Source organism: Exiguobacterium sp. TNDT2 (genome assembly GCF_003331145.1).
Taxonomy (GTDB): Bacteria; Bacillota; Bacilli; order Exiguobacteriales; family Exiguobacteriaceae; genus Exiguobacterium.
This window is the reverse complement of sequence record NZ_QLVE01000029.1, coordinates 14,201-39,365: the sequence shown is the minus strand read 5'-3', so window position 1 is coordinate 39,365 and position 25,165 is coordinate 14,201. Positions and strand designations below refer to the sequence as shown.

The 25,165-nt window shown below is 51.7% G+C and carries 30 protein-coding genes, 1 tRNA gene and 1 pseudogene; 13 read left to right on the top strand and 19 right to left on the bottom strand.

The genetic code is table 11. The annotated features are described in order from the left end of the window. The coding region (locus DPV68_RS12730) for a helix-turn-helix domain-containing protein (protein ID WP_157964192.1) at positions 1-161 on the bottom strand (161 nt) is incomplete at its 3' end. Between the two features lie 234 nt (positions 162-395). On the opposite strand from DPV68_RS12730, the gene DPV68_RS12725 reads away from it, so the two are divergent. Then, positions 396-1,193, top strand: coding sequence for an aldose 1-epimerase family protein (locus DPV68_RS12725; protein WP_114167177.1), 798 nt, complete (start codon positions 396-398; stop codon positions 1,191-1,193). Between the two features lie 35 nt (positions 1,194-1,228). Here DPV68_RS12725 and DPV68_RS12720 read toward each other — a convergent pair whose 3' ends face one another. The 3 genes from DPV68_RS12720 to DPV68_RS12710 all read right to left on the bottom strand — a co-directional run bounded on the left by DPV68_RS12720 (position 1,229) and on the right by DPV68_RS12710 (position 3,500). Further along, a complete protein-coding gene (locus DPV68_RS12720) occupies positions 1,229-1,447 on the bottom strand; it encodes a PspC domain-containing protein (RefSeq protein ID WP_114167176.1) in 219 nt (72 codons plus the stop codon). A gap of 27 nt (positions 1,448-1,474) precedes the next feature. After that, complete coding sequence (locus tag DPV68_RS12715; RefSeq protein ID WP_114167175.1) at positions 1,475-2,179, bottom strand: SDR family oxidoreductase; 705 nt, start codon at positions 2,177-2,179, stop codon at positions 1,475-1,477. 79 nt (positions 2,180-2,258) lie between these two features. Next, positions 2,259-3,500, bottom strand: coding sequence for an LCP family protein (locus DPV68_RS12710; protein ID WP_114167174.1), 1,242 nt, complete (start codon positions 3,498-3,500; stop codon positions 2,259-2,261). A gap of 202 nt (positions 3,501-3,702) precedes the next feature. On the opposite strand from DPV68_RS12710, the gene DPV68_RS12705 reads away from it, so the two are divergent. After that, positions 3,703-4,617, top strand: a complete 915-nt coding sequence (locus tag DPV68_RS12705; RefSeq protein WP_114167173.1) for a hypothetical protein — start codon at positions 3,703-3,705, stop codon at positions 4,615-4,617. Between the two features lie 193 nt (positions 4,618-4,810). Here DPV68_RS12705 and DPV68_RS12700 read toward each other — a convergent pair whose 3' ends face one another. Next, positions 4,811-5,011: a hypothetical protein gene (locus DPV68_RS12700; RefSeq protein ID WP_232819644.1), complete on the bottom strand. Its 201-nt coding sequence runs from the start codon at positions 5,009-5,011 to the stop codon at positions 4,811-4,813. A 508-nt stretch (positions 5,012-5,519) separates the two neighbouring features. On the opposite strand from DPV68_RS12700, the gene DPV68_RS12695 reads away from it, so the two are divergent. Further along, on the top strand, positions 5,520-6,239 hold the full coding sequence (locus DPV68_RS12695; protein WP_114167171.1) for a hypothetical protein: 720 nt from the start codon (positions 5,520-5,522) through the stop codon (positions 6,237-6,239). Between the two features lie 53 nt (positions 6,240-6,292). On the opposite strand, the gene DPV68_RS12690 is transcribed toward DPV68_RS12695, so the two are convergent. Then, entirely contained in the window at positions 6,293-6,664 is a 372-nt protein-coding gene (locus tag DPV68_RS12690) for a hypothetical protein (protein WP_114167170.1), read from the bottom strand. A gap of 102 nt (positions 6,665-6,766) precedes the next feature. Here DPV68_RS12690 and DPV68_RS12685 point away from each other — a divergent pair, with 102 nt between their 5' ends. Then, a complete protein-coding gene (locus DPV68_RS12685; protein ID WP_114167169.1) occupies positions 6,767-7,183 on the top strand; it encodes a VOC family protein in 417 nt (138 codons plus the stop codon). A gap of 9 nt (positions 7,184-7,192) precedes the next feature. Here DPV68_RS12685 and DPV68_RS12680 read toward each other — a convergent pair whose 3' ends face one another. Further along, positions 7,193-8,242 (bottom strand): NAD(P)/FAD-dependent oxidoreductase, encoded by a 1,050-nt coding sequence (locus DPV68_RS12680; RefSeq protein ID WP_114167168.1) that lies wholly within the window; start codon positions 8,240-8,242, stop codon positions 7,193-7,195. A 189-nt stretch (positions 8,243-8,431) separates the two neighbouring features. Between DPV68_RS12680 and DPV68_RS12675 the strand changes: the two genes are divergently transcribed. Next, positions 8,432-9,277 (top strand): ABC transporter ATP-binding protein, encoded by an 846-nt coding sequence (locus DPV68_RS12675; protein WP_114167167.1) that lies wholly within the window; start codon positions 8,432-8,434, stop codon positions 9,275-9,277. Between the two features lie 107 nt (positions 9,278-9,384). Beyond that, positions 9,385-9,939, top strand: a complete 555-nt coding sequence (locus DPV68_RS12670) for a methyltransferase family protein (protein ID WP_114167166.1) — start codon at positions 9,385-9,387, stop codon at positions 9,937-9,939. A gap of 47 nt (positions 9,940-9,986) precedes the next feature. Here the strand turns inward: DPV68_RS12670 and DPV68_RS12665 are convergent, their stop codons facing one another. Both DPV68_RS12665 and DPV68_RS12660 read right to left on the bottom strand, forming a co-directional pair. Then, complete coding sequence (locus DPV68_RS12665) at positions 9,987-10,796, bottom strand: DUF368 domain-containing protein (RefSeq protein WP_114167165.1); 810 nt, start codon at positions 10,794-10,796, stop codon at positions 9,987-9,989. A 107-nt stretch (positions 10,797-10,903) separates the two neighbouring features. Then, complete coding sequence (locus tag DPV68_RS12660; RefSeq protein WP_114167164.1) at positions 10,904-11,458, bottom strand: GNAT family N-acetyltransferase; 555 nt, start codon at positions 11,456-11,458, stop codon at positions 10,904-10,906. A 100-nt stretch (positions 11,459-11,558) separates the two neighbouring features. Here DPV68_RS12660 and DPV68_RS12655 point away from each other — a divergent pair, with 100 nt between their 5' ends. Together DPV68_RS12655 and DPV68_RS12645 are read left to right on the top strand one after the other, a co-directional pair. Continuing rightward, positions 11,559-12,308: a sugar nucleotide-binding protein gene (locus DPV68_RS12655; RefSeq protein WP_114167163.1), complete on the top strand. Its 750-nt coding sequence runs from the start codon at positions 11,559-11,561 to the stop codon at positions 12,306-12,308. 315 nt (positions 12,309-12,623) lie between these two features. Then, positions 12,624-13,966, top strand: a pseudogene (locus DPV68_RS12645) (IS1182 family transposase); the annotation flags it as partial. A 139-nt stretch (positions 13,967-14,105) separates the two neighbouring features. On the opposite strand, the gene cypC reads toward DPV68_RS12645, so the two are convergent. Continuing rightward, positions 14,106-15,347: a CYP152 family fatty-acid peroxygenase CypC gene (gene cypC / locus DPV68_RS12640; RefSeq protein ID WP_114167161.1), complete on the bottom strand. Its 1,242-nt coding sequence runs from the start codon at positions 15,345-15,347 to the stop codon at positions 14,106-14,108. A gap of 83 nt (positions 15,348-15,430) precedes the next feature. On the opposite strand from cypC, the gene DPV68_RS12635 reads away from it, so the two are divergent. Continuing rightward, positions 15,431-15,790 (top strand): potassium channel family protein, encoded by a 360-nt coding sequence (locus DPV68_RS12635; protein ID WP_114167160.1) that lies wholly within the window; start codon positions 15,431-15,433, stop codon positions 15,788-15,790. A gap of 18 nt (positions 15,791-15,808) precedes the next feature. Here DPV68_RS12635 and DPV68_RS12630 read toward each other — a convergent pair whose 3' ends face one another. Beyond that, positions 15,809-17,167, bottom strand: coding sequence for an alanine/glycine:cation symporter family protein (locus tag DPV68_RS12630; RefSeq protein WP_114167159.1), 1,359 nt, complete (start codon positions 17,165-17,167; stop codon positions 15,809-15,811). Between the two features lie 129 nt (positions 17,168-17,296). Further along, a complete protein-coding gene (yidD, locus tag DPV68_RS12625; RefSeq protein ID WP_370447079.1) occupies positions 17,297-17,572 on the bottom strand; it encodes a membrane protein insertion efficiency factor YidD in 276 nt (91 codons plus the stop codon). A 195-nt stretch (positions 17,573-17,767) separates the two neighbouring features. Here yidD and DPV68_RS12620 point away from each other — a divergent pair, with 195 nt between their 5' ends. Continuing rightward, the gene (locus DPV68_RS12620; RefSeq protein ID WP_114167158.1) at positions 17,768-18,550 is read left to right on the top strand and encodes a pyrroline-5-carboxylate reductase family protein; all 783 of its coding nucleotides are present in this window, start codon (positions 17,768-17,770) and stop codon (positions 18,548-18,550) included. Between the two features lie 38 nt (positions 18,551-18,588). Here the strand turns inward: DPV68_RS12620 and DPV68_RS12615 are convergent, their stop codons facing one another. The 6 genes from DPV68_RS12615 to DPV68_RS12590 form a co-directional block, all read right to left on the bottom strand. Continuing rightward, the gene (locus tag DPV68_RS12615; RefSeq protein ID WP_114167157.1) at positions 18,589-19,290 is read right to left on the bottom strand and encodes a DUF554 domain-containing protein; all 702 of its coding nucleotides are present in this window, start codon (positions 19,288-19,290) and stop codon (positions 18,589-18,591) included. Positions 19,291-19,447: 157 nt separating this feature from the next. Next, a tRNA-Val gene (locus DPV68_RS12610) sits at positions 19,448-19,520 on the bottom strand. An 87-nt stretch (positions 19,521-19,607) separates the two neighbouring features. Then, on the bottom strand, positions 19,608-20,165 hold the full coding sequence (locus DPV68_RS12605) for a GNAT family N-acetyltransferase (RefSeq protein ID WP_114167156.1): 558 nt from the start codon (positions 20,163-20,165) through the stop codon (positions 19,608-19,610). A 67-nt stretch (positions 20,166-20,232) separates the two neighbouring features. Continuing rightward, positions 20,233-20,547 (bottom strand): DMT family transporter, encoded by a 315-nt coding sequence (locus DPV68_RS12600; protein ID WP_114167155.1) that lies wholly within the window; start codon positions 20,545-20,547, stop codon positions 20,233-20,235. Next, complete coding sequence (locus tag DPV68_RS12595) at positions 20,544-20,888, bottom strand: DMT family transporter (protein ID WP_114167178.1); 345 nt, start codon at positions 20,886-20,888, stop codon at positions 20,544-20,546. The genes DPV68_RS12600 and DPV68_RS12595 overlap by 4 nt, the downstream gene beginning before the upstream one ends. Further along, a complete protein-coding gene (locus DPV68_RS12590; RefSeq protein WP_114167154.1) occupies positions 20,885-21,463 on the bottom strand; it encodes a TetR/AcrR family transcriptional regulator in 579 nt (192 codons plus the stop codon). The genes DPV68_RS12595 and DPV68_RS12590 overlap by 4 nt, the downstream gene beginning before the upstream one ends. A gap of 125 nt (positions 21,464-21,588) precedes the next feature. On the opposite strand from DPV68_RS12590, the gene DPV68_RS12585 reads away from it, so the two are divergent. Further along, positions 21,589-22,371 (top strand): alpha/beta hydrolase, encoded by a 783-nt coding sequence (locus tag DPV68_RS12585; RefSeq protein ID WP_114167153.1) that lies wholly within the window; start codon positions 21,589-21,591, stop codon positions 22,369-22,371. Positions 22,372-22,413: 42 nt separating this feature from the next. Here DPV68_RS12585 and DPV68_RS12580 read toward each other — a convergent pair whose 3' ends face one another. Then, complete coding sequence (locus DPV68_RS12580; RefSeq protein ID WP_198662316.1) at positions 22,414-23,652, bottom strand: aminopeptidase; 1,239 nt, start codon at positions 23,650-23,652, stop codon at positions 22,414-22,416. Between the two features lie 113 nt (positions 23,653-23,765). On the opposite strand from DPV68_RS12580, the gene DPV68_RS12575 reads away from it, so the two are divergent. Both DPV68_RS12575 and DPV68_RS12570 read left to right on the top strand, forming a co-directional pair. Beyond that, positions 23,766-24,173, top strand: a complete 408-nt coding sequence (locus DPV68_RS12575) for a YkvA family protein (protein WP_114167151.1) — start codon at positions 23,766-23,768, stop codon at positions 24,171-24,173. 87 nt (positions 24,174-24,260) lie between these two features. Beyond that, positions 24,261-25,127 carry a YitT family protein gene (locus DPV68_RS12570; protein ID WP_114167150.1) on the top strand — a complete coding sequence of 289 codons (867 nt, stop codon included), beginning with the start codon at positions 24,261-24,263 and terminating at the stop codon, positions 25,125-25,127. Positions 25,128-25,165 lie beyond the last annotated feature (38 nt).

Genomic DNA, 25,165 nt, shown 5'->3' with positions numbered 1-25,165 from the left:
GGCTTCCGTTTCGGCCCGCCGCCCGCCTTCGCCTCCTCGTGGATGGTGATGCGGTCCTCGAGCAGCTTGTTGTAGACGAAGCGGGCGCAGCCGATCGTCTTGATCAAGAACTCAGCCTGTGCCACGGTCGGGTGGAGCCGGTATTTATAGCCCTTCAACATGTTTCTCCCTCCTCTCGGCCAATGATTGTGATGAACGCCTTCCTCATCCGATACCCGCGATGGGGGAAGGGAAATCTGACATAATAACGAACTTATGTTCGTTATATTTGTCACAGAGTCAGCCCGTGGATATGGGACCAGGCGATTCATCTCCCACCTACGCTGGACTTCGCCCGAGACGCTTAGAGGTGGGAGAATTCTCGCCAAATTTAGTTAAAAGCGCACGGCGCCGAAATGACGAGTTGGAAAGTCGACGGGGCGGAGCTCCTTTGGCAAGGGGATCCGACTTATTGGGGTCGGCAAGCCCCGATCCTCTTTCCGTTCGTCGGACGTCTGCTCGACGACCGTTACTTATATGATAGGATGACGTACACGATGAGCCAACACGGGTTCGCGTTCGATGAACTGTTCGAGGTTGCCGATGCCTCCGATACACATGTTCGGTTTTTTCTTCGTGATTCGATCGAGACACGTAAACATTATCCGTTCGCATTCGAACTGAGTGTCATCTATCGACTCGTCGGCGAAGAGCTGAGTGTGACGTACCACGTCGTCAACCGAGATGAAGCCGTGCTCCCGTTCAGCATCGGCGGACATCCAGCCTCTAATATCCCGTTTGCCGGGGGCACGTTCGAAGACTATACGATCGACTTCGGAGAGACGCGGACGCTCGATTGGTTATTGCTCGACGGACCTTATTTGACCGGGGCCTATCAACCGCTCGGGGAACGTCGGTATATCCCGTTGACCCATCACTTGTTCAATCAAGATGCCCTCATCTTTGACCAAATCGAGTACGCGGCACTACGTCATCAGCCGAGCGGTCGAGCCATCGTTATGGAGTCCCCCCACTTCACCCATTTCGGCATCTGGTCGCCTCCCCACTCTGAAGCCCCGTTCGTCTGCCTCGAACCCTGGTTCGGACATGCCGACTACAAAGGCCATCGGAAAGACATTCGTCATAAAGAAGATATGCAATTACTCGACCTAGGCGAGTCGTTCGAGGCGACTTACACGCTATACACCGAATAAAAAAACGTGCTGACCGATGAGGTCAGCACGTTTTGTTAAAAGCGGGTCTCTTGCTCCGCCTCATACTCCGAAGGCGGTTTTTTCATGACGATGGCCAAGACGATATAAATCAATAGACCAGGCCCCCCGAACAAGGCGAGCACGACGAAGATGATTCGCATTAACGTCACGTCGACGCCGAGGTACTTCCCGAGTCCCGAACAGACCCCGGCAATCATTTGATCGGACGGATCTTTATAAAATTTTCGTTCCATCAAGACACCTTCTCTTCCAGTTTTTTGTTAACGTTGCGGTCGACGGAGCGTTGTTCTGCCGCCGGTCGCCGCTTCTCCACGACTGTCAAAGTCAAGCGCTTCATTGATTGGGGTGTTGCCTGACTTCACTTCAATCCGGCGGCCATACAACCCGCGATTATCGAGCGAGGCGGTGATGATTGTGGCGACGTCCGTTTCAGAAATCGTCGCATCAGTCGCATCATTTAAGTCTTCAGATGCCTCAATCGAGCCTTTTCCGGGACCGTCAATAATTGTCACTGGGCAAATGATCGTGTAGTTTAAACCGCTATGTTCAATATATTCATCGGCCGCGTTGTTGGCAGACAAGAAGTTGAAATGCTCTTTTGGTGCCGCATCTGGTTGATCCGCCCCGTATGCACTAAGCAAAACGACGTGACGAACACGTTCTTTTTTAGCAGCATCGATCGCTTTCATGGCGACGTTGCGATCCAGCAGTTCAATCTCCTTGCTCGACCCGTCTGCCCCTGCCGTCGCGGCGATGATGACGGCGTCTTGTCCCGATGTCGCCTCGTGAATCCCTTTATCCAATTCTTTCTCGACGTCAACGGTGAGCACGCGCGCCCCCATCTTCTCATACTCTGCCTGTAGTTCAGGGTAACGAATTAAAGCGGTCACTTGATGCGATTTCGCTAAACTTTTCAATACACGTCTACCGATCTTTCCTGTTGCTCCAATGACTAATACTTTCATTCAAATTTCCCTCCTCAAAAGAGTAGTTCATTTGATTAAATTTCCTCTTTCGAAACGGAATCAAACCCTTTTCGCGAAATTATCTCACCGTTCCCCATATCGTCAAGTCGAGGGCGTCGCGGATGGCTTGGACACTCGCTTCTGTCGGTTGATAGTAATAGACGTTATCGATGTAGGCGTCTTGTCCTTCGATTTGAAGTTTATCCACCTGCGGTTGTAGTGCCATCGTCAGTCCAATCGACGCCATTTGGAGTGGGTTCATCTCAAGCCCCATCTCATTTTTCATAAAGCGATACGTCGCCGGGAGTTTCGTCCATCCCGTCGGACTGGCCAATTTATCAGCGACGGCCGACATGACTTCGGTTTGGCGGTTCGAGCGGGCCCCGTCCGTGTCTGTCTTCCGGTGACGGGCATAAGCGAGCGCCATGTCCCCGTCCATGGCGTACGAGACGCCTTCCGTGTACTCGTATGTTTGATTGAAGCCTTTCTCGCTGAACGAATGGGTCGCCGTGACGTTGACGCCACCGACGAGGTCAATCAATTCCATAAACGTTTCAAACGTGATCACGACTTGACCGTCAACCGAGGTTTCCGTCAGCCCTTCTACTGCTCCAACAGTACAGTCCGCACCGCCATAGGCGAACGCATGGGTAATCTTGTCGCCCTCGCGTTCTGGTTCGCAAGGAATCGCCGTATACGTGTCCCGAGGAATCGATACGTTTTGAACCGTGCGTGAACGCGGGACAAATTCCATCAGTTGCAAGGAGTCTGTTCGTGACCCAGATAATGATTCCCCGACGCGGGCGTCACTTCCCATTACTAAAAATGTAACGGGGCGCGTGGCCAAATAACCGACTCCGATCAGGATGAGCAACATGACCAAGAGCAGTTTCCCTTTCCACTTCCGGCGTCGCGGTTTGTCCTTCGGTGCGGCCGTCTCGTGTTTGACGTGGTTTCGTTCCGGTTCATAGGTTTGGCGCCTCGGTTCACGTCGCGCCTCTCGACGTGGCTTTGACTTACGTTTCATGCCGAACGGAAATTTCAGCTTCGGTTTCGGTTTTCGAACGTCGCGCGCTTTCTTTTTTGGTGCGGACGTCGGTTCGGAAGATCGTTCATCCGCTTGGTTTAGAAACGGGTGCTCGCCTTGTGTTGCCTCTGCTCGCCTGCCCGGCTCGCTTTTTTCCGGGTTCTCTTCGGTTGTGCGATTGTCTATTGCTTCGTGTCGTGTTTGTTCCTGTAGCAGAGCTTGTTCATTCAAACGTTCCCGTTCGAGCTCACGCTTTCTGCGTTCGACACGTGATAAGTGTTGATCGTCATTCATATGCAGTACCTCTATTATGGTTAGATTTCTCTACATTATCATCGACAAACGGTATTCTGACAACGGTTAACGTGAAAATCCGTCTTAAGCATGAGTTGAGAGGATTGTTTTGAATCGAAAGAGGGAAAGGAATAATAATTGGTGTCTGCCTATCTCCAGAGAGGCAGTTGGTTCGACGTCCTCTTGAAAGGGGGGAGAGCTAATGCGGATCGGAAAATTACGGATGTTGCTCGAACAGTACGGCGAAGCCACGCTTCGCGACGTGATTGTCGAGATGTATCGAAATATCCCGAAACCCGTGATTGAAGAGAAAGAAATTGATTTTATGATCAGCCAATTCAAAAGATATAAAGAACAAAAGTCGTCAGACGAACGGCATTCGCTCTCACAAACGATCATCCTCGCCGAACGTTTTGTCGAATTGGCTTACGACCATTTGTATATAGTACCGAATCAAGTGATGAGTGAACGGGACCAGAAAAATTGGTACATTCATGCCAAGAAACTTCTTCGCGATTTAACTTATTACGCAGATGATGAGTCCGAGGCGCGGACGATGTATGAAGAAATCTTTTTGTTGCTGTCATCTTCAGCGGGAGAAGAACCGCTCTTCACAACGAACGACCCTTTCCGCTTGTTAAAACTATCTCAAACCACGATGTTATCTCAGTTGATCCACTACTATCAACTCGATGCCCCCACCACCGCCGTTTGGATTGACCGTTCCTTATATACTGCATTGCACGTTCCAAAAGACGTTGACTCTACCCGGATCGACTTGCTATCGACACTGTTTGATCAATCGTATAGTTCGTCCGAGTGGGAATTACTCCATGATCGTCTGAAAAAGCTTTGCGACCGCGCATTGGCCAAAGCCCAAATCGATGAGAACGCCCTTGCCGATTATCAGGCGTTGAAAATGTTTGAGCTTGAATTACTTGTCGAGCGCGGCCAGTTATCAGAAGCCGAACAAAAACTGTTCGCTGAATATATCCCTTTCTTTTCTCATCGCTCAGAACCATTCAAAGTATACGTCAATATGCTCGAAAGTCGTGGCCATGCGAATGAGACGCAACGGTTGCGACGACTCGCCAAAGAAAAGCGCATTCAGCTGTGACATCATTATCTTATACAAAAAAAGGGAGTCAATCGACAGTGTCGGTTGACTCCAAAACATGATATGAACGAGGGGTATTCATCTGAAAAGGAGGAGGGGAGTTGGTGCAGAACTTCCTTCCTACATCATTAGTATAAAATAGATTTGGAATCGCTTCCGGGACAGATATTGCATTTTTGTGAACGTTTTCACGTTATTCAATCGCATTGATTACGCCTAGCCCGATTATAGAAACTAGCACAATCAATACAAAAATGAACACCATCTCGTTCGGGGAGCGAAAACCTTCGTATAATTCCACTTCCTCATCTACAATCACATTCTCATGAACGACAATTGGACTTGTTTCCGCTTGCGTTATATGTGGCATACTCATCAACACTACTGCTGACATCCAAAAACTAATTACGTATCGCATAGTCGTCTCCTTGAACGGTTCTTACTAATCAGTATATCATGTCTTCGTCATGTCTAAGATTCGAATTGAGTTGCCTTTCGTACAATACAAACAAATCTCACACTTCGACTAATCATCTCGAAAACACTCTCGTTTTAAAAATCAATATTCGCGTAAACCTACTGTTTGCCTCGTTTTCCGTCTAATTTAAAGTGAAAATCCTTTAATTTTCCTGTAGTAAACCTTACTTGAACTTCCAATAAATGTTCATCAATTTAATACGAGCATTTTTTTGTGACGACGCTTACAATTTAAGGGCATCGCACTTTATTTAGAAAGTAGGATTGTTCGCATGAAGCACACTTTTACAGTCAAAGAGAGTCGTGAACTCCCATCCGCTATCCGTCCTTCGCTCCACAACCTTTATTTCCCTTATTCGCCCCCTAATCTATTCAATCTTCCTCCCAATTGTTTACTATATACCGGATGGCTAGGAAATCACCTCATGGCCGCCATCAAAGTGGATTTTCGTGACCTTTTGGACGGACGTCAGATTCGAATCACAGATGTGGCATGCAAAAATGCGAGTATGTTGCGTGAGCTAATTGAGAAAGTCTTACACCAGCTTAATCCGTATGGACAACATAAGACAACGGTGTCTTTGACTCTTCGTGATCAACCCTCTCTTCTAGGCATCGATTCCTTCATCGCCATCGGCTTCAGGCTTCACCTTGAAGCGACTGTTTACGAACTGTTTCCTCTCCCGTTTCATAAAGACCAACACGCGAGATGGAAACTCTGTCTCGAGTATCCGGAAACGTATGCCTCCTGGCTGTCGACCCGTAATCAGTATGCTCAGCTTCTACCTGGTGCTTTGCCGCTTACAGCCCGAGCCATGGCCGAATCTCATCAACGACAAGGCGTATTCCATTTTTTGAAACGAGACGGGATCGTTGTCGGCACGATGCATAGCCGAATTGAATTGTCGCGACTACATATATATGAGTTCCATATGACGAGTGATATGTCTACAGTCCGAGAGGGCATTTCCTTCCTTCAACAATCTTCATACATAAAACTTGGACAAATCGAAGATATTTTTATCACTACGACGTCATGTCAATCAACCGTGCGAGAGATGCTCTTAAAACAATATGCCCTTAAAACATCTTCCATAAGTTTTACCCTTCTAAAAGATTTAGCACCGCGGCCTTACTTCCAATGAAAAACACGAAACGATCTGAGTCCTTCTATCGGACTCAGATCGTTTCGTGTTTTTCATTCGGCAGCGTTTGCCGAATCCATCGCGAGCGGTGGCATCTGTTCAAAGAGGTCGGTTCTAAGACCTGTATCGCGTCGGTCCAACGATTCGATTCGATCGAATTGAATCTCACGATCGGCCACACTGAACCAATAGGTGATGTGCGGCTCGTCTGCGAAACGAAGGGCGTAATTGGAACCGTTCAAATGAAAGTCCACTTCCGTCGACAAGATTTCGGAAGGACCAATTTTTTTATGTGTCGTCAATCGTTCCAGGACGACTTGTTCTTCATTGATCCGATAATCGACAAACGTCGCAAGTGAGAGTCCAAACACAAATGACACCAGCGCGAACGCGCTGATCAATCCAAGAGTGATTTTTCCGTTCATTTCGCCGTCCCTCCCTCTTTCAGTATATCGGATTCCGATAAAACGTTGTGAAGTGACATTTTGTTCAAGTTTCGTCAAACTAGAGTGTGAGGAGGGATCATGATGCACATTGACCATACCGGAATCGCTGTCCGTGATTTAGACGAAGCGATTGCTTTTTATACGACTGTCCTACAAGGAGAGCTCGTCGACCGTTACACGAACACGGCGGTCGGCGTCGAAACGGAAATCGCCGTCATCCACGTCGGTGACGATGTGATTGAACTGTTGTTGCCGACGAGCCCCACGAGTCCAATCGCCCGCTTCATGAAAGCACGAGGCAAAGGCGTCCATCATATCGCCTATCGGGTTGACGACTTAACGCAATCGATCGCGTCACTCAAACAGGAAGGCATTTCCTTTTTAGAGGACACGTTGCGGACGACGGCAAAAGGCCGCCGTCTCATCTATATGGACCCCCGCCATTCGGGCGGCGTCATCGTCGAACTTTGTGACTATCCGCCAACAAACAAGCAGTGAGGGAGCCCCTCACTGCTTTTGTAATGCCTGCTCGATGATATCACGATTTTTCGTCTTCAATCGTTCGTTGTGCGAGGACACCATCGCCGCTTTCGTGGCGTCCGGATCGATGAACGTCTTCGCCCGGTTGACAGCGTTGGCTGCATCTTGGAAAGCTCCGGCGATCAGATGGACTTTCCCTTCATGCGTCAAGATGTCGCCCGCCGCGTAAAGACCTGGCACCGACGACTCGCTGCTCGCATTGCCTTTCACATAAAAGTCATTCTCCATCTCAATCTGAAGGTCGCAATCACCGAGAAGGGCCGTATCCTGCTCATATCCATGGTTGATGACCACCTCGTCGACTTCGACGAGCTCACGTGCACCCGTCCCGCAATCGACGAGCTCAACCGCATGAATCGTCGTTCCATCCCGGGAGATGAGGTCTGCGATTTGCGTCTGTAACCGACAGTCGACACGGCCACAAAGTAATTTGTCGACTTGCGACTCATGGCCTTTGAGCGCTTCTTTCCGATACGTTAAGATGACGCGCTCGGCAATCGGTTCGAGCTCATTGGCCCAGTCGATGGCACTGTTGCCTCCTCCTGAAATCAACACCGTCTTTCCTTTGAACGCCATAAGCGATTTGACCGTATAGTGTAAATTCGAGACCTCAAAGCGTTCTGCACCGCTAATCTCAATTTTCTGCGGCTGAAGAATACCACTACCCGTCGCGACGATAACTGTCTTAGAAATGTGTTGACCGCGTGTCGTATCGAGCACGAAATGACCTTGATCGTCCTTCGTCATCGATTCGACTTTTTCTCCGAGCACAACAGTCGGATCAAACGTCAAACCTTGCTCCACCAATTGTTCAATGAGTCGAGCCCCTGTGGTCGGTGTGACACCGCCGACGTCCCATATCATTTTTTCTGGATAGACATGGACTTTGCCCCCAAGATGCGGTTGAAACTCAATCAATTTCGTCTTCATCCCACGCAGTCCGCTATAGAACGTCGCATATAGCCCGGCCGGTCCGCCTCCAATAATCGTTACATCATATACGTCTTGTTCACTCATCGTCTTCACCCTTCCTCGAAATCGCAGCGCCATTGATACTCATTCTCATTTACTATACCTTGAACCGTGCTTCTCGACAATCTATTTTGCCATCAAACAAACATTGACACGATTCTGTGCACTTGCTATAGTAAAGTCGATATTGAGAATCATTATCATGGTCGTTATTTACGGAAAGGGGAATCCATTATGTCACGGATACATACGACAAATATCGAGGTGGGCTATGGGGACAAGACGATTGTAAAACAATTGAGCTTGTCGATTCCCGACCATAAAATCACGACCATTATCGGACCGAACGGTTGCGGAAAGTCAACGCTCTTGAAGGCGATGACACGGATTCTTTCTCCGTCTAACGGTTCAGTTCATTTGGACGGAGCCGATATCGCCAAATGCAACACGAAAGAGATTGCCCGAAAAATGGCGATTCTGCCGCAAACGCCAGAAGGTGCGGGCGGCTTGACAGTTGGAGAACTCGTCTCCTACGGTCGTTTCCCCTATCAATCCGGATTTGGACGCTTGTCTAAGCATGACCATGAAGTGATCGATTGGGCGCTTGAGGTAACCGGGACGCTGTCTTATAAAGACCGCAGCGTCGATGCCCTCTCAGGTGGACAACGTCAACGTGTATGGATCGCAATGGCACTCGCCCAAGAAACTGAATTAATTTTCTTGGACGAACCGACGACCTATCTTGATTTGGCCCATCAGCTCGAAGTGCTCGAACTGCTCGAGACGCTCAATCGGGAGCAAAGGCGGACCATCGTCATGGTGCTCCACGATTTGAACCAGGCCGCTCGTTTTGCCGATCACATCGTTGCGATGAAAGATGGCGAAGTGCTCGCGACGGGTACGGCCGAGGAAGTCATTTGTCCGCTCGTGCTCAGACAAGTCTTCCACATCGATGCCATCATCGGTCGCGATCCGCGAACCGAAAAACCGATGTGTCTCACTTATCATTTGATTAAAGAGGCTAAAGAAGTACAGCAGGACAAACAGGTTGCTGCAACTCTACTTGCCAATTCCCGCTAACTTCCCAAGACGTCCCGCACATCGCGAGACGTTTTTTTGTTCAGCGCGCGTTTTTGGGAAGGAAGACGAGGGTATGGGGTGGAAGATACTGAGAAAGGAGGCACGCTATGTATTGGTTAGACGGGTTCTTCATTCTCATCTCGGTCGCTTGGCTATATGAAATTTGGCGTTATCGGAATCGGTCCGAGCCGACTGACGGCGCCAGTGAGCACGTCAGCTTTTATATCGTTTCGTTCATCATGGTCACCGTGTTCGCCGTTTCCATCGGATTATCCGTCTGGACGGATTTACGTCAAACGCTCCCACAGCGTCTGCTCGGACTCGGTTGTTACGCAGCCGGGGTGTTGCTTCGCTATTGGGGCATCGGGCAGTTACGCCATCAGTTCACCCGCCACGTCGTCGTTCGTCCTGAGGATGAACTCGTCAGTTCGGGACCGTATCGCTATTTACGTCATCCACTCTACACAGGGCTCTTGTTTATCACGCTCGGGTTCTCGATTTACTTCACACATTGGGGCATCGCCCTAATTGGCACATGCTTGATGAGCTTAGCGCTATTGTGGCGGATTCATATTGAAGAGAAGATGCTGACCTCTCATTTTGGGAGCGCGTATCGAACGTGGGCCCAGTCGCGTAAACGATTGATCCCGTTCATTTATTAAGCAAAAAACAAGCACGCTTGTCTCTCATGACGAGCGTGCTTGTTTGGTTAAACAGAGAAGCGTCCGAGTAGACGGACGATCATAAAGCCTGCCCCAAATGAGAGGATACTGAGCACCCACATGAGCGTCGTGTCTGGGAGACCCGGGAAGACGACCGCGAGCGAGCCGATAACGAGGCCTAAAATGACGGAAAACGTCATGCCTGGAAAATGGCCGAGCAAATAGCGGATCACTTTACTGCTGACGATGAAGCCGACCGCCACACCAAGGCCGACGATGCCGATGATGAGGATATTCAAGTTCGATAACGCACTGATGACGGTCGGATAGACCCCGATGAGCAGCAAGACGAACGAGCCGCTAATCCCTGGCAACAACATGGCCATACTGCCGAGCCATCCTGAGAAGAACAATAGGATCGCCGTATTTGTGGAAATCTCTGTAATGATGGCCGTATCTGCCGGTTTGATGATCGCCATGCTCGCCACAAGAATGGCACCGATGACCATGGCGACGATATGTACCGGACGCATGACCGCACGCGATCGAAATTCAAACAAAAGTAACGGGATAATACCGAGAATCAACCCGATGAAAAAGAACTGGGTCGGCTCGTAATATTCAAGCAGCAAAAATTCGATCACGCGGCTAAGACCTAAAATCGCACCCGCCATCCCAATTCCGAGCGGAATCAAGAACAAGATATGCTGTTTCCAATGTCGGCTGAAAATCCCACTGATCGCTTCAATCAACCGGTCATAAATTCCTAAAATAACTGCAATCGTCCCACCACTGACACCGGGAATCAAGTCGCTCGTCCCCATCGCGATGCCGCGCAGAATATTTTTCCATTCCATACATGATCTCCTTTTTGATACTGATTCATTTCAAGCATTTAGTATAGCCGAGTCCTAATCATTTTGCATCGGTTTTAAGACTGATAATCGACCGATTGACGGTTCAGTCAAAGCGTGAGCGCCATATAATCAAACCGTCCTCCGGAGATATCGATTTCTTTCACTTTTTTGAACCCGAGACGCTCATATAACCGTCCGGCTGCCGGGTTCGTCTGGTCAACGTTGAGCGTGACTTGCGGGATACCCGTCTCACGGGCATGATTGATTGCTCGTTGAATCAGTTTCGTCCCAATCCCACGCCCGCCGAACGACGGGTCGACGGCGACCGAATCGATGTAGAGAACGTTTCCTGACGTTTCGACATCAAGGCCGTCCGGTTGTCCTTGTGCTTTGAGCCACATTTTGATCGGTTCATCCAACTGTGCTGCCCGTTCGCCATGATACGCAATTAAAACACCCGTAATCGTCGCCTCGGTCTCTGCCACCCAAACGTTTTCGTAACTCAAGCGGTTTCCCGGTCGACCGATCCACATCGAGAGTCGCTCGAGCACTTGCCGTTGGTCTGACGTACCGGTCAACGAATACGCAATTTCATGAATGGCCGCATAAACGAGCGGCGCGATTTGTGAACTGTCATCCGGTGTCGCTTTTCGAATGTTCATCTTGATCGCCTCCATCCATCAGTCTAGCATAAAGCGTGATTCAAAGGGTTTGTCGGACCGGAAAGTGTGGGATGATACAAACAGAAGGGAGGAATGAATAATGAAAGCAATTTTGACAGGCATGAACGGGACGGTGGCCCCCGTCGTCGCCCGAACACTCGAGCGGCATGGTATTGAAGCGGTCGCGTGGGACCGAACAAAAGTCTCCACAACCGACGAAGCTGAGATGCGGGCCTTTATCGAATCAGAACGTCCTACTTATTTTCTTCACATCGGCATGGGTGCTGTCGAGTGGGCGGATACGCTCGCTCGCCTATGCGGGGAGTACAAAATCCCGTTTCTCTTTACAAGCACCGTCTCTGTCTTTTCTGACGATGTGACCGGACCGATCACCCCGGACACACCACCCGATGCAACGGATGAATACGGTGCCTATAAACGGGCGTGTGAAGAAACGATTGCCCGGACTAATCCAGGCGCCCAAATCGTCCGTCTCGGTTGGCAAATCGGAGATGGCCCCGGTTCGAACAATATGATGGATTATTTCGAGAACGAGATGAAGCGAGAAGGCGCAATCGTCGCCAGCGCGCATTGGTATCCGTCCTGCTCGTTTTTAGAAGACACGGCTGACGCCTTGTTCGAGATTTTGACAAAACGAGGACCGGGACTGTATCAATTGAACGGCAACCCGAGCCATTCTCTCTATGACATCGCCTTCGGTTTGAAAGAGTTACATGACACGTCATGGCAAATCGAACGAGCAGACGAACCGAAACGGGATAACCGTATGGTCGACATGAACATCACGATTCAACCAATCACGAAACGGTTAACGCTGCACACAAAATGAGTCGCCTCTTGGCGACTCAGCTTGTTGACTAACATCAATTGAATCGCTCGTCCTTCCGGCGCCCACGCTTTCCGCAGGCAATCCCGGAGCCGCATCGCGACTCGCGTCGCTGCTGGGTCTCCGTTGGATTGCTTTCCTGCAGGAGTCGGGGCGCCACCGGACGAGCGACGCAAACGGTCGCCATCGGGCGGCCGTTTGTCTTTTTCTGAGGCCTCGACGGCCGAAGAAAAAGCCCCGACATGGTCTTCGAACCGATGAAAACGGGAAACGGTAGGTATGGACCGCCACCGCCTCCGAACAGGAAGGGGAATCATCATGTACCGAGCCCACGTCGCCAAGCGCCATGAACCGATCCACACCGCGGCCTCGTTGGACCAGCTGGTCCCGAAAGACCATCTCGTCCGCAAGATCGACCGCCATGTCGACTTCTCCATCGTCCACCGCCTGTGCGCGCCGCTCTATTCGAACACCGGGCAGCCCGGCATCGACCCAGAGATCCTCATCAAGATCATCCTTCTCGGCCCGCTCTTCAACATCCGGTCCGTCCGCCAGACCATCAAAGAGATCGAGACGAATCTCGCGTACCGATGGTTCCTCGGGCTCGGGATGGACGAGAAGGTCCCTGATCATTCGACGATCAGCCAAGCCTACCGGCGACGGTTCGCCGGGACGGATGTCTTCGAACAAATTTTTGACGACATCATCCACCAGGCGGAGGCGCACAACCTCGTCTCGGGACGGATCCTCCTCACGGATTCGACCCATATCCGGGCGAACGCCAGCAAGAAGAAGTTCGACAAGGCCGAGGTCGACGCGGTCGTCACTGCAGTCGAGGATGAGCTGTTGGCGCGCGTGAACGAGGATCGGTCCGCGCACGGAAAAAAGCGCTAGAGCCCGCCGATCCCGGCGAACCTAAGAAGAAGGTGATCAAGGTGAGCCGTACGGATCCCGAGGCGGGCTACATGTATCGGACCCGGAAGCCGGAAGGCTTCTTTTGGCTCGTCCACCGAACGGTCGACGCAAAATACAACTTCATCGTCGACGCGTACGTCACGCCGGGGAACGTGCATGACGGCACCGTCTATCTGGAGCGCCTGGACTACATCCTTCACCATTTCGCCTTCCCGCTCGAGGCCGTGGCGCTCGACTCGGGCTATTTCTCAACGGAGATCGCCAAGTCGCTCGTCAATCGCGGCATCTATCCCGTCATCTCGAGACGCCGTTTCGGCGGCAAGAAAGGGAAGTTCCGAAAGTCCAGATTCACCTACCTGCCGGAAGACGACGCCTATCGCTGCCCGGCCCGCCAAATCCTCCGTTACAGCACGACGAACCGCCAAGGATACCGTCAATACGCGTCCGACCCGAAAGTCTGTCAAGACTGCCCGCTCCTCAAAAAATGCATGGAGAACGAGACGAACCGCCGGATCATCACGCGCCACTTGGACGAGCCGTTCCTCGAAGAGGTGAACGCGAATCGTTTGACCGCATCCGGTCAATACCTATACCGTCTCCGGCCACAGACCGTGGAGCGTTCGTTCGCCGACGCGAAGGAACTACACGGGCTCCGCTTCACGTTCTATCGGGGCCGAGAGGCGGTCCAGCGCGCCAACCTGGTGGCAGCCACCGCACAAAACATGAAGAAACTGGCCAACCTGTTGGCCTGGAGGGACCGTATACATACCATTTTTTCAATCTTGTGCCGGGCAGAGCGCCTCAAGCTCATCGAACATAAAAAAGACGAACCAATTCGCTTTGCGCGATTTGGTTCGTCAACAGCCTGAGTCGCCTCTTGGCGACTCATTTGCGTTCAATCTGTTTTAAGATGAGTCCACTTTTCGGCAAACTCGGTAAGTCCACAAAACTATAGCTAAGGTCTTGAGACGGCACCTCGTAGCGATAGCGGTTCAAGAACACGTCAATCGTTTCACGCATAATCGCGATCGTCACCTGTTCCCCAGCGCAGCGATGACCAAAATCCACATCCCCGCCGCCTTGCGGGATGAACGCAAACGGACTTTTCCTCCAGTCTTTGAATCGGTCCGGATTGAACTGGTCCGGCTCTGACCAGAGCGTCGGATCGTGGTTCGTCCCATACAAGTCAAGTAAGACGAGTGTCCCTGCCTCGAATGCAAACCCATCCCATTCGAAGTCCCGCTTGACGCGCGCAGCCGTCACCGGGAAGAACGGATAAAAGCGCCGGACTTCTTGGACGAACCATGTCGACTCCGTCTCGCTGTAGGCCAACCGGGCACGAGCCTCCGGAAACTGATGCAACGCGAGCACAGTGAACAAAACGTAAACTGACACCGCCACGGTCGGTCGTAATATATTAATCACCTCGACCGCCACGACATCGGCCGGAAGCAGCTCGCCCGTCTCATCACGATGCCATGAAAATTCATACAGTGCTGTCTGTTCGTTTGGTAGTAACCGGTTCGTCCGCACTTCCTCGACCATCTTTCGAATCCACGACTCGGCCGACGACCGGGCCACTCGGCCACGTATGTGCTTCGGTCCAAGTGCCGTCCCGGATTCGAACAGCAACCGCATCTCGTCCGTCCGCTGTTTCACTTCATCCTCACCGAGCGGTACACCGGCCCATTCACAGACGGCCCGCATGAGCACTTCTTGCGCCGTGTCATAGAGCACTGTTTCGTCTTCGGCGGCATCGAGCGCTCGTCCCCATTCACGGCTGACGAGTCTCGTCAGTCGCTCGATATTTCCTGGGAACATGAGTGACATGAACATCTTTTTTCGATGCGTGTGCGCCGCATCGTCCAACGTCTGCACCCCGCCTTCTCCGAACAACGTCTTCAGCAACCGTTTCGGTGCCGCATCTTTGCGCACAAACTTGTCCGCGTCATAAAACAAGGCTGCCGCTTCAGCGCCCCCGAGACAGATGACGCGTTCGCCGAGCAGACGTGTTTCAAACAGATTCGATTGAAAGCTCTTTCGACGGTTCGGGACGTATAAGTACCCTTCTCGCAGGAATGCCAGACTATGGTCAACTCCCGTTTCTTTCGGAATCGGTCGTGTCATGATGGATCATCCTTTCCAACTTTTCTATAGAGGATGTTCCCCTGTTACTAGCGAATAAACCTATAAAGAAAGGAGGCGGGCGAATGCTCTCATTTATTTTGACGTTCCGTCGCATGTTCCGCGGAATCTGGCGCGGTCTGAAAGACACTGAGTTTCAAGTGTTGTTCAGTCTCGCCCTCCTGACCATCGTCTCGGGTACGTTATTTTATTCACGGTTCGAGGACATGCGTTGGCTCGACGCCTTATATTTCAGCGTCGTCACGCTCACGACGATCGGCTATGGCGATTTCGTCCCGACGACTGATATCGGTAAAGTGTTCACGATCGGCTACGTCATCACCGGTGTCGGTATCATGGTCGGCTTCATCACCAAAGTCTTTGACCACCTCCAGCAAGCGCGACTCGAAGAGGTCCGCAAACGAAACACACCACCGTCTCCTTGAGGACGGTGGCGTGTTTCGTTAAGATGCTTTTCGATTACGATTTTCGATCTCGAGTTGCTGATTGAACCGTTTCGTCTCGGCGATCACGACACCCGACAAGAACAGAAGACCAATCAAGTTTGGGATGGCCATCAAGCCGTTGAACACATCAGACAGCGCCCAGACGAGGTTCAAGTTCGTCGTCATCGCACCAAGTCCGGCGACAAGGACGAAGGCAATCCGATACGGAAGAATCGATTTCTGACCGAACAAGTAGTGAATCGAGCGTTCCCCGTAATACGACCATCCGAGCACCGTTGAATAGGCGAACATGACGAGGCCGATTGTCACGATATATCCGCCGGCCGGTCCTAAGAACTGCTCGAACGTCGCCGTTGTCAATTCGACCCCCTCGAGTCCCGACCCAATTTGCCCACCCATGACGAGCGTAATCCCTGTGACCGAACAGACGATGAGCGTATCGAGGAACACTTGCGTCATCGAGACGAGTGCCTGACGTCCCGGCATATCCGTCTTGGCCGCCGCTGCCGCGATTGGTGCCGACCCAAGACCAGCTTCGTTCGAGAAGACGCCGCGCGCGACCCCGTAACGAATCGCAGCTCCGATGGCTCCTCCTCCAATCGCTTCTGGGCTTAACGTGCTGCTGAAGATGAGCGCGATCGCATCTGGAATAAGCGTATAATTCATGATCATAATCAATAACCCACTGCCAAGATAAAAAACGATCATGACCGGTACGAAGTAACTGACGACACGTCCAATCGATTTGACACCGCCCAAGATGACCGCACCCGTGAAAATCATAATCAAGATACCTGATACGTAAAGTGGTACGTCAAACGTCGTTTTGAGTGCCATCGCCACCGAATTCGTCTGAACCCCGTTCCCAATCCCGAACGCCGCGAGGGAAGCGAACCCGGCAAAGGCGACCGCGAGCCAGCGCTGCTTCAACCCGCGCTCCAAGTAATACATCGGTCCCCCGGCCATCTGCCCGCGTTCATCGGTGACCCGATATTTGACCGCAAGTACGGCTTCCGCGTACTTCGTCGCCATCCCAAAGAATCCGGACACCCACATCCAGACGATTGCACCCGGGCCCCCGAGTACGACGGCCGTCGCGACCCCGACGATATTCCCCGTACCGACCGTGGCCGCGAGCGCCGTCATGAGCGCTTGGAAGTGACTGATATCCCCTTTCGATGATTTGTCTTGGTTTTTAGAAAACGCGAGCTTCAATGCGTACGGCAACTTCGTGACTTGAAGTCCCCCGAGCCGTACCGTCAAGTAGATGCCTGTCCCCACAAGCAAAATCAATAACGGTGGTCCCCACACAAAGTTCGAAATCGTACCGATCAGTTCACTGAACGATTGACCCATGTTGTATTCCCCTTTCCCCTATGTAATCGTACATCTCTATTTTTTCAGAATACTTAGAAGATTGTCAAAAGTATTGTACTAAAACAAACTATAGAAAAATGACCTGTATCTAAAACAGCGAGCCGTCGATTAGACGTCTCGCTGAGATGGGGGTTTTTCACGTTGTAATGGCGCCTTCCAATCGAACTCGTCCGGCACGTAGTCGAGACCGCCCGCATGGAACGGTTGGCAACGCATTAGTCGGCGCGTCGTCAAATACCCGCCTTTGAGCGCACCATGTTTCTCGATTGCCTCAATCCCATAATGCGAACAACTCGGATAAAACCGACACGTCGGTGGTTTTAATGGGGAGATGAAGCGCTGGTACCCTCGTATTCCCCGAACTAACACTCGTTTCACTTTCATCGCCTCCAGTATTACTGCCATGATAGCTCGCCCCGTCCGACTTGTCATCCGTGACGTCTGCGACAACCCAGTGACAAGACGGTGTCACGTTTTTCCTTTGTTTCACAAGTTGAGCACGAGAGGCGCTATTTGACGCATCATTTGTTATGATAGGCAACATGTACACGACCGAATCTATGTGAAGAGGTGACGATTATGAATATTTTAATGGTAGGAGCAGGATCGATGAGCGAATCACTCGTCCGCGGATGGCTGGCCTCAGGTCTGTCTCCTGAACAAATCACGATGACGAACCGGAGTGACCGGACACGTCTGACAGAACTTCACGCCGAGCTCGGCGTACAAATCGTCGACGAGGAGGACGTCAACGCGTATGACATCGTTGTCCTTGCGATGCAACCGGACGGGGTGCTACCATATGTCCGCTTGAAGACGTGGATCACACCGCTCCTCGTCTCGGTAGCGGCCCATATCGAACCGAGCGAGCTTGAAGAAGCTTCAGGTCTCCCAGCCGTCTGCGCGATGCCGAACACGCCGGTCGCTTATCGGAGCGGGATGACCGGGCTCTGGTTCGGCCCTGAGACGGATGATACGGTCCGCGACACCGCGACGGCTCTGTTTGAACGCGTCGGACGCACAGCGGTGACGGATGCGAAGACGATGTCCGCCTTCATGGCTGCCGCCGGATGCAGTCCGGCTTTCTTCTATGAAATCGTCGGTTCGATGACGCCAGTCTTGACCGATGCCGGCTTCGACGAATCAACGGCGCGCCAAATTGTCGCCCAGGCGATGAAAGGATCGGCCGAACTGTTGCTTCACGAGACACGACCGACGAACGACTTGATTGCGGACGTGGCCGCACCGGACGGTCCGACCGACCGTGGCGTCGGTGTCCTCCGCTCGCGCGATTTGGCGGACGTTATGGCGTCAGCACTTCGTGAAAGCGCGAAAGAACAAGTCGAACAACCGAAGAACTGAAAAATCCGAGACACGCATCGCATGTCTCGGATTTTCTATTATACGATATGTAGGATGGATACGATGACCGCGACCATCAAAATCCCTGGCAATAGATTTGCGACGCGAATCCGGGTGATGCCGACCAAATTCAAACCGATTGCGACGATCATGACGCCACCGGTCGCCGTCATTTCTAAAATGAAGTCATCCATGAGTGACTCTGGGATGAACTTCATGATTTGAATGGCGAGCAAGGCGATTGCCCCTTGATATAAGAGAACCGGTACGGCAGAGAACATGACCCCGATTCCGAGCGTCGAGCTGAGGACGAGTGCCGTGAAGCCGTCAATCAACCCTTTCGTATAGAGGACGTCATGGTCCCCGCGCAACCCGCTGTCGAGTGCGCCGATGACGGCCATCGCCCCGATGACGAAGATGAGCGTCGCCGTGATGAACCCTTCGGCGATGCTCGACTTGCTCTTTCCGCCGAGCCGGTGTTCCAATTGATAGCCGACCTCGTTCAACTTCTCATCGAGCTTCCACCATTCACCGAGCGCCGCCCCGATGACGAGACTACCGATTACAATTAAAAAATTCTCACTCTTCATTCCCATTTGAATTCCAAGCAAGACGACCGCGAGACCGATGGCGGCGGTGACCGTCTCTTTCATGCGTTCGGGGATGCGGTGAAATAAGAGCCCAAGTAATGTGCCAATCACGATTAACGTCGCGTTGACGATCGTTCCGGTTAAGACCATTGGAAAATTCCCCGTTTCTGTATGTATTGAGAGGAATATACCAACTGTTTATGTAGGCTGTCAATTGAAAGAAAAACAAAAAAAGCCACTTCTCGCAAGAAGTGGCATCGCGGAAACCCACGTTCCTATGGGTTTCGCATCGGGTTTGGCACCCAAGTGATTCTGACTGGGCTCGAACCAGCGACCTCTACCCTGTCAAGGTAGCGCTCTCCCAGCTGAGCTACAGAATCAGGTCGTGTCCTCTCTTAAGGACACTATTAATATATCAAGAAACTAATGCCTTGGCAACTGTTTTTTAAAATTTTTTTTCATTTTTTTCAACGTGTCATTTCTTCCCGCTTCATATGGCGGCACAATCGCTCTAAATCTCCGGCATAGACAGAGACGAGCATACCTTGATACTCCGTGTCACGATCCCAGTGCAACCCGTTCGATTTCGCGACTCGTTGGGATGGGACGTTATCCGGATGAATCAAAGAAATAATCTCTTTCTCCCCTTCTTCGAATGCATGACGCATGAGACGTGCCGCTGCTTCGCGTCCGTAGCCCATATGCCAATGTTTCGGCGCCAACCAATAACCGACTTCAAGTTCAATCGTGCCATCGAGTTCATGAAGCAACGTGCCGGCGTGACCGATCGGCTCATCGCTCTCGCGTGACATCAATTTGAGCAATCCGGTTTGACGACCCGTCTGATAACGGGCCAACTGGCGCTCGAACCATTCAATTGTCTGTTCATCCGTATACGGCTTTCCATCCGGGCTAATGAAGCGCATGACCCGCGGATCTTGGAGTAGCGATTTCACGAAATAAAAATCAGCAATCGTGTAAGGTTCGAGTCGTAGACGCTCGGATTGCAGTTTGATATGACTCATCGTCCCCGCCCCTTTCGTTCACAGTCTGAACTATTCAATTCCCGTTTTTATTCGAAGCTAATCCTGCTCACGCGACAACTTTCAACCCGATGACGCTCCCGATAATAAGCAATAAGAAGAAGATGCGCCACCGGTCCCGGGATTCGTTCAAGTACAACATGCCGAGCACGACCCCGCCGGCCGCCCCGATCCCGACCCAAATCGAATAAGCCAGCCCGAGCGGGAGCGTCTCGAGCGAACGCGACAATAAATAAAAACTTAAAGCAAACGTTCCGACGGATAGAGCAGACCATTTGAAAATCTGATAGCCTTTCGATTTTCCCATAAAGAATACGGCCATCATCTCGGCAAGACCCGCTCCAATTAAAAATACCCAACTCATGCCGACTCCCCTCCCGTCACTTGTTTCAGTCCAATCACGCCGATGAGGAGCGTCGCGATCAAGACGAGCTTCATCCCGGTAAGCGCCTCATCGAACAAAATCGCCCCGACAATGACCGTCCCGACGGCCCCGATGCCGGTAAAAACGGCGTAGCCGGTCCCGGCCGGTAACGTCCGGAATGACATCGCCAACAATCCAAAACTTACAATCAATAAGAGAATGGTAACTACACTCGGACCGAGCACCGTGAATCCGTTCGACAGTTTCATCGTCGTCGCCCAAACGATTTCGAGCAGGCCGGCGAGCACGAGCCAAACCCAGGCTAGTTGATCTTGTTTCATGTCCACCCGACTCCCTTCTTGAAAATCGTGAATGCGGCCCGTTGCCGTTTGACGCGATTCGTCTCAAGCGTGAAGAGCGAAAGAAGCGCTCCGTCCAAAAAGCAATAATAGGCGTCATACACGTCCTCGAGTGACTGTTCGGGTAAGGCGCCCTGCTCCATCGCCAATCGAAACTGTTCTTTCTCAAACGCTTGTAAGTCTGTTTCGACCGAACCGAGCGTCGTCTCGATGAACGATCGCAACTCGGGCGGTGGGACGAGCAACATCCGTTTCGTCAGCATCCACGTCTCTTCTTCTTCAAAGAAGCGAATTAACGCCTCGACGATTGCCTCGATTCGCTCGAGTGGCGCAGCGTCAACGGAAGCGTCCCGTGCTTCTTGCCAGATACGTGCATAACGGTTCCCCATGTCCTTGACGACTTGTTTGAACAGTTGTTCTTTCCCTTCGATATGAGCGTATAGCGACGCCTTTTTAATGCCGACATCCTCAGCGAGCGAGGCGAGCGACAAGCCTTCATATCCTTCAAGCGCAAATCGGCGCCGCGCCACCAGTTCGATTCGTTGTTTCGTATTCATCACAGATCGTCCCCTTTCTCTCTCATCACTTTAACTAACGAACGGTAGGTAGTCAAATGTGCCGATTGCATTCCCCGGCTCCACCCGGCAAAATGGAGACAGTTAATGGGAAGGGAGCGCTTTACATGCTTGAGCAATTTAGCTTTACGTTACCGACCGAGATGACACGAGGACAGAAACGAATCGTGCGCGTCTATCGTCCCGACTTTGTGTCGGCTGACGAGCGGATCCCGGTCCTCTATATGCACGACGGTCAAAACGTGTTCGATGGCAAGACCGCCACGATCGGCGAAGGTTGGTCGATTGACCGCCACATCGAGGACTTACAATTGCCGCTCATGGTCGTCGCCATCGCGAGTGCGCCGGACTGGCTCGACCGCTACGATGAGTATTCGTTTTATGAGGATGAGATGCTATACCGGCGAATCGGACCGGAACTCGCCAAGACACGGCCCACGCTCGGGGGTAAAGGGCGTGCTTACGCCGACTGGCTCATGCAAGAGTTGAAACCGTGGATCGATGAACGCTATGCGACCGACCCGGACGACGTCGGCGTGATGGGCAGCTCGATGGGCGGGGTCATCTCGCTCTATATGATGACGGCCTACCCGTCCATCCGGCGCGTCGGCTCGCTCTCGACGGCCGCTTGGGCCAATCTCGACTCCCTCATCCGGGAAGTGAAGCTGGCCGATGTGACGGCGCGCCTCTATATGGACATCGGGACGAACGAGACGAGCGGACCGATCACACCTGAGGATTACCTCTATACGAACGCGAAACTCGTCGAGACGATTGCGCGAACAGGGATCGCCTTCCGCTATGAAGTCGAGCCCGGTGCCGTCCATAACGAGATCGCGTGGCGACGACGGCTACCAAACGCCCTCGCTTTCCTCTATGAATTGACATAATAAAAGAGACGAATTCCACAAAGGAATTCGTCTCTTGCTTGTTTAAATGACCCAGTTCCCGTCACGCATGATGGCTTCGCGTGAACCGTCTTCGAGTTCGCCGTCGATGTTCATCTCGGCCGAGCCGATCATGAAGTCGACGTGTGTCATTGAGTCGTTCGCACCGTTCTCGGCGAGCTCTTCGGCAGACATTTGCGGTCCGCCTTCGAGACATGTCGAGTACGCGCGTCCGAGCGCCAAGTGGCACGATGCGTTCTCGTCGAACAACGTATTATAGAAGAGGAGACCAGAGTTCGAGATGGGTGAATCGTCCGGCACGAGCGCGACTTCTCCGATACGGCGCGCCCCTTCATCGAGGTTCAACAACTCATCGAGTGCCTGTTGTCCTTGTTTCGCTTCCGCCTTCACGACTTTCCCACCTTCGAACCAGAGCGTGAACCCATCGATCAAGTTACCACTATAGCTGAGCGGTTTCGTGCTCGACACGTGTCCTTCGACCGAATCTTTATCGGCGAGCGTGAACACTTCTTCCGTCGGCATGTTGGCGATGAAATCGACACCGTCGATGTTCGGACCGCCGCCGCCAAGGAAGACGTGTTTCTTCGGAAGACCGATCGTCAGCTCCGTGCCCGGTGCCTTGTAGTGGAGCTTCGTGTACTTCTTGTTCGTGAGTAACGTCGCGCGTTCACGGAGCGATGCGTCATGCGTATCCCACGCCGCGACGACATCTGGTTGGTCCATGCGCGTCGCTTCGAAAATCGCTTTCCAAAGGGCTGGTACGGCGTCTTCACGGTCTGGGAAAACTTTCTTCGCCCATGCTTCCGAAGCGCCAGCAACGATTGACCAGCTGACGTTGTCGCTCATGACATACTTGCGCCATTTCGCAAGTGCCACGCCGGCCGCACGGTTCGAGTCCGCGATGCGTGATGACTCGACGCCGTTCAGTGCATCCGGGTCGTCGCTGACGATCGATAGGAACGCCGTCTTCTCTTCGGCCAGTTGCTCAAAGCGGGCTTTGAGCCATTCTGGAAACTCTTTAAAGGCATCGGCCGGGGCATTGAAGTAACGGAGTTTCGTCGTCTCTTCGTCGCTCCAGTTGACATACACTTGTTTCGCCCCAGCCGCGTAAGCTGCTTTCACGATTTGACGGACGAGCGGTGCTTGACTTAAATCAGCTCGAACTTCGAGCTGTTGGCCCGGCTGAATGTTGACACCTTTTTTGACGGCAAGCTCAGCATAGCGGGCAAATTCTGCCTCGGTCGGCATGGTTACAGTAGACATATGTACAATTCCTCCTTTTTCACTTATTTCTATTTTCTTAAATTTTCGGAAAAGTTGCAACCAAATCGCAAAAACGGGCATATTAGTAGAGGAAGACAGAAGGAGGAATATACATGTCAGATTGGAAAACGACATACAAACATTTTTTGACGAGCGCAACCGAGGATTACAGAAACAATGAAACACTAGGAGATCTCTTGGTCCAAGGCGAACTCGCTTTAGCGAAAGTGACGGTCGACGTCGCATCAAGCGAGATTAGCAATATCGAACGGGAAGAAGAATTGACGCTCTACTTCCAAATGAAACAGCTGCTGAACATCTTGCGCGCGATCTACAACGACCAGTTCGAGATGCAACCTGATAAACAACACGCCCTCGTTGCGGCCGTCCTTTACTTCGTGTCACCGTTTGACGCAATTCCAGACGACGCACCGCTCGGCTTGTTCGACGACGCTCAAGTCATCGATTACGTACATGAGCAACTCGCAAGCGATATTGACCGCTTCCACAACGAATTGTAATCGTTCGGCGCTTGAAATTCCGCCATCGTCGGAGTACGCTTGAATGAGTTTAATTCAAAGGGGGCGTATGGCGCCTAGCCATTATCTATGTACGCAAAAACTAGGAAACGAATCGCCGTCGAGACGACTTTATTCATCATCGCCGGGACAATCTTACAATCGATTTTTGTCGGCTTACTGCTCAAGCCAAACGAGATCGGATCCGGGGGTATCGTCGGCATCACGTTGATTATTAACGAATTGTTCAACACACCGATCGGATTTACGCAACTCGTATTAAATATCCCGCTCTTTATCGTCGGCATCAAATACCTTGGGAAGCGATTTATCCTGTTGACCGGACTCGTCGTCGTCTTATCGTCCATCTTGATCGACACGTTGCCTGTCCTCATCCCGCCGACCCCGCTCGACGACCCGCTCGTCGCCTCGGTGTTCAGCGGAATCGTCTCTGGGCTCGGGCTCGCCTTGCTGTTATTCGCAGGCGCTTCGACCGGAGGACTCGATATTCTCGGGAAAGTCATTTACACGAACAACCGTAATTTATCGCTCCCTAAAATCTTTTTGACGCAAGACATCATCGTCTATGTTCTCGTTTTCATCACGTTCGATATTAAAGCGGTCATGTACGCACTCGTCCTCAGCTTTGTCCGGTCGCGGACGCTGTTGACGATCCACCGATTCTTCTCGGCACAAAAGCAATGCTTCATCATCTGTAAAAAAGCCGATGAAATCAACCTTGTTATCAAACAAAACTTGAAACGCGGCGTCACAATCATGGATGCAATCGGTGGCTATTCGAACGATTCGAAGAAGATGTTGTACGTCGTCGTGCAGAATAATGAGATCCCAAAACTTCGTCAAATCGTCTCTGACATCGACTCGGAAGCGTTTATCACCGTCTCGGAAATCAATTCGGTCGTCGGTAACTTTAAAGAACATTCGTATACACTTTAATCGACAGCATGCCGCTGTCGATTTTTTTGTGTAATAAA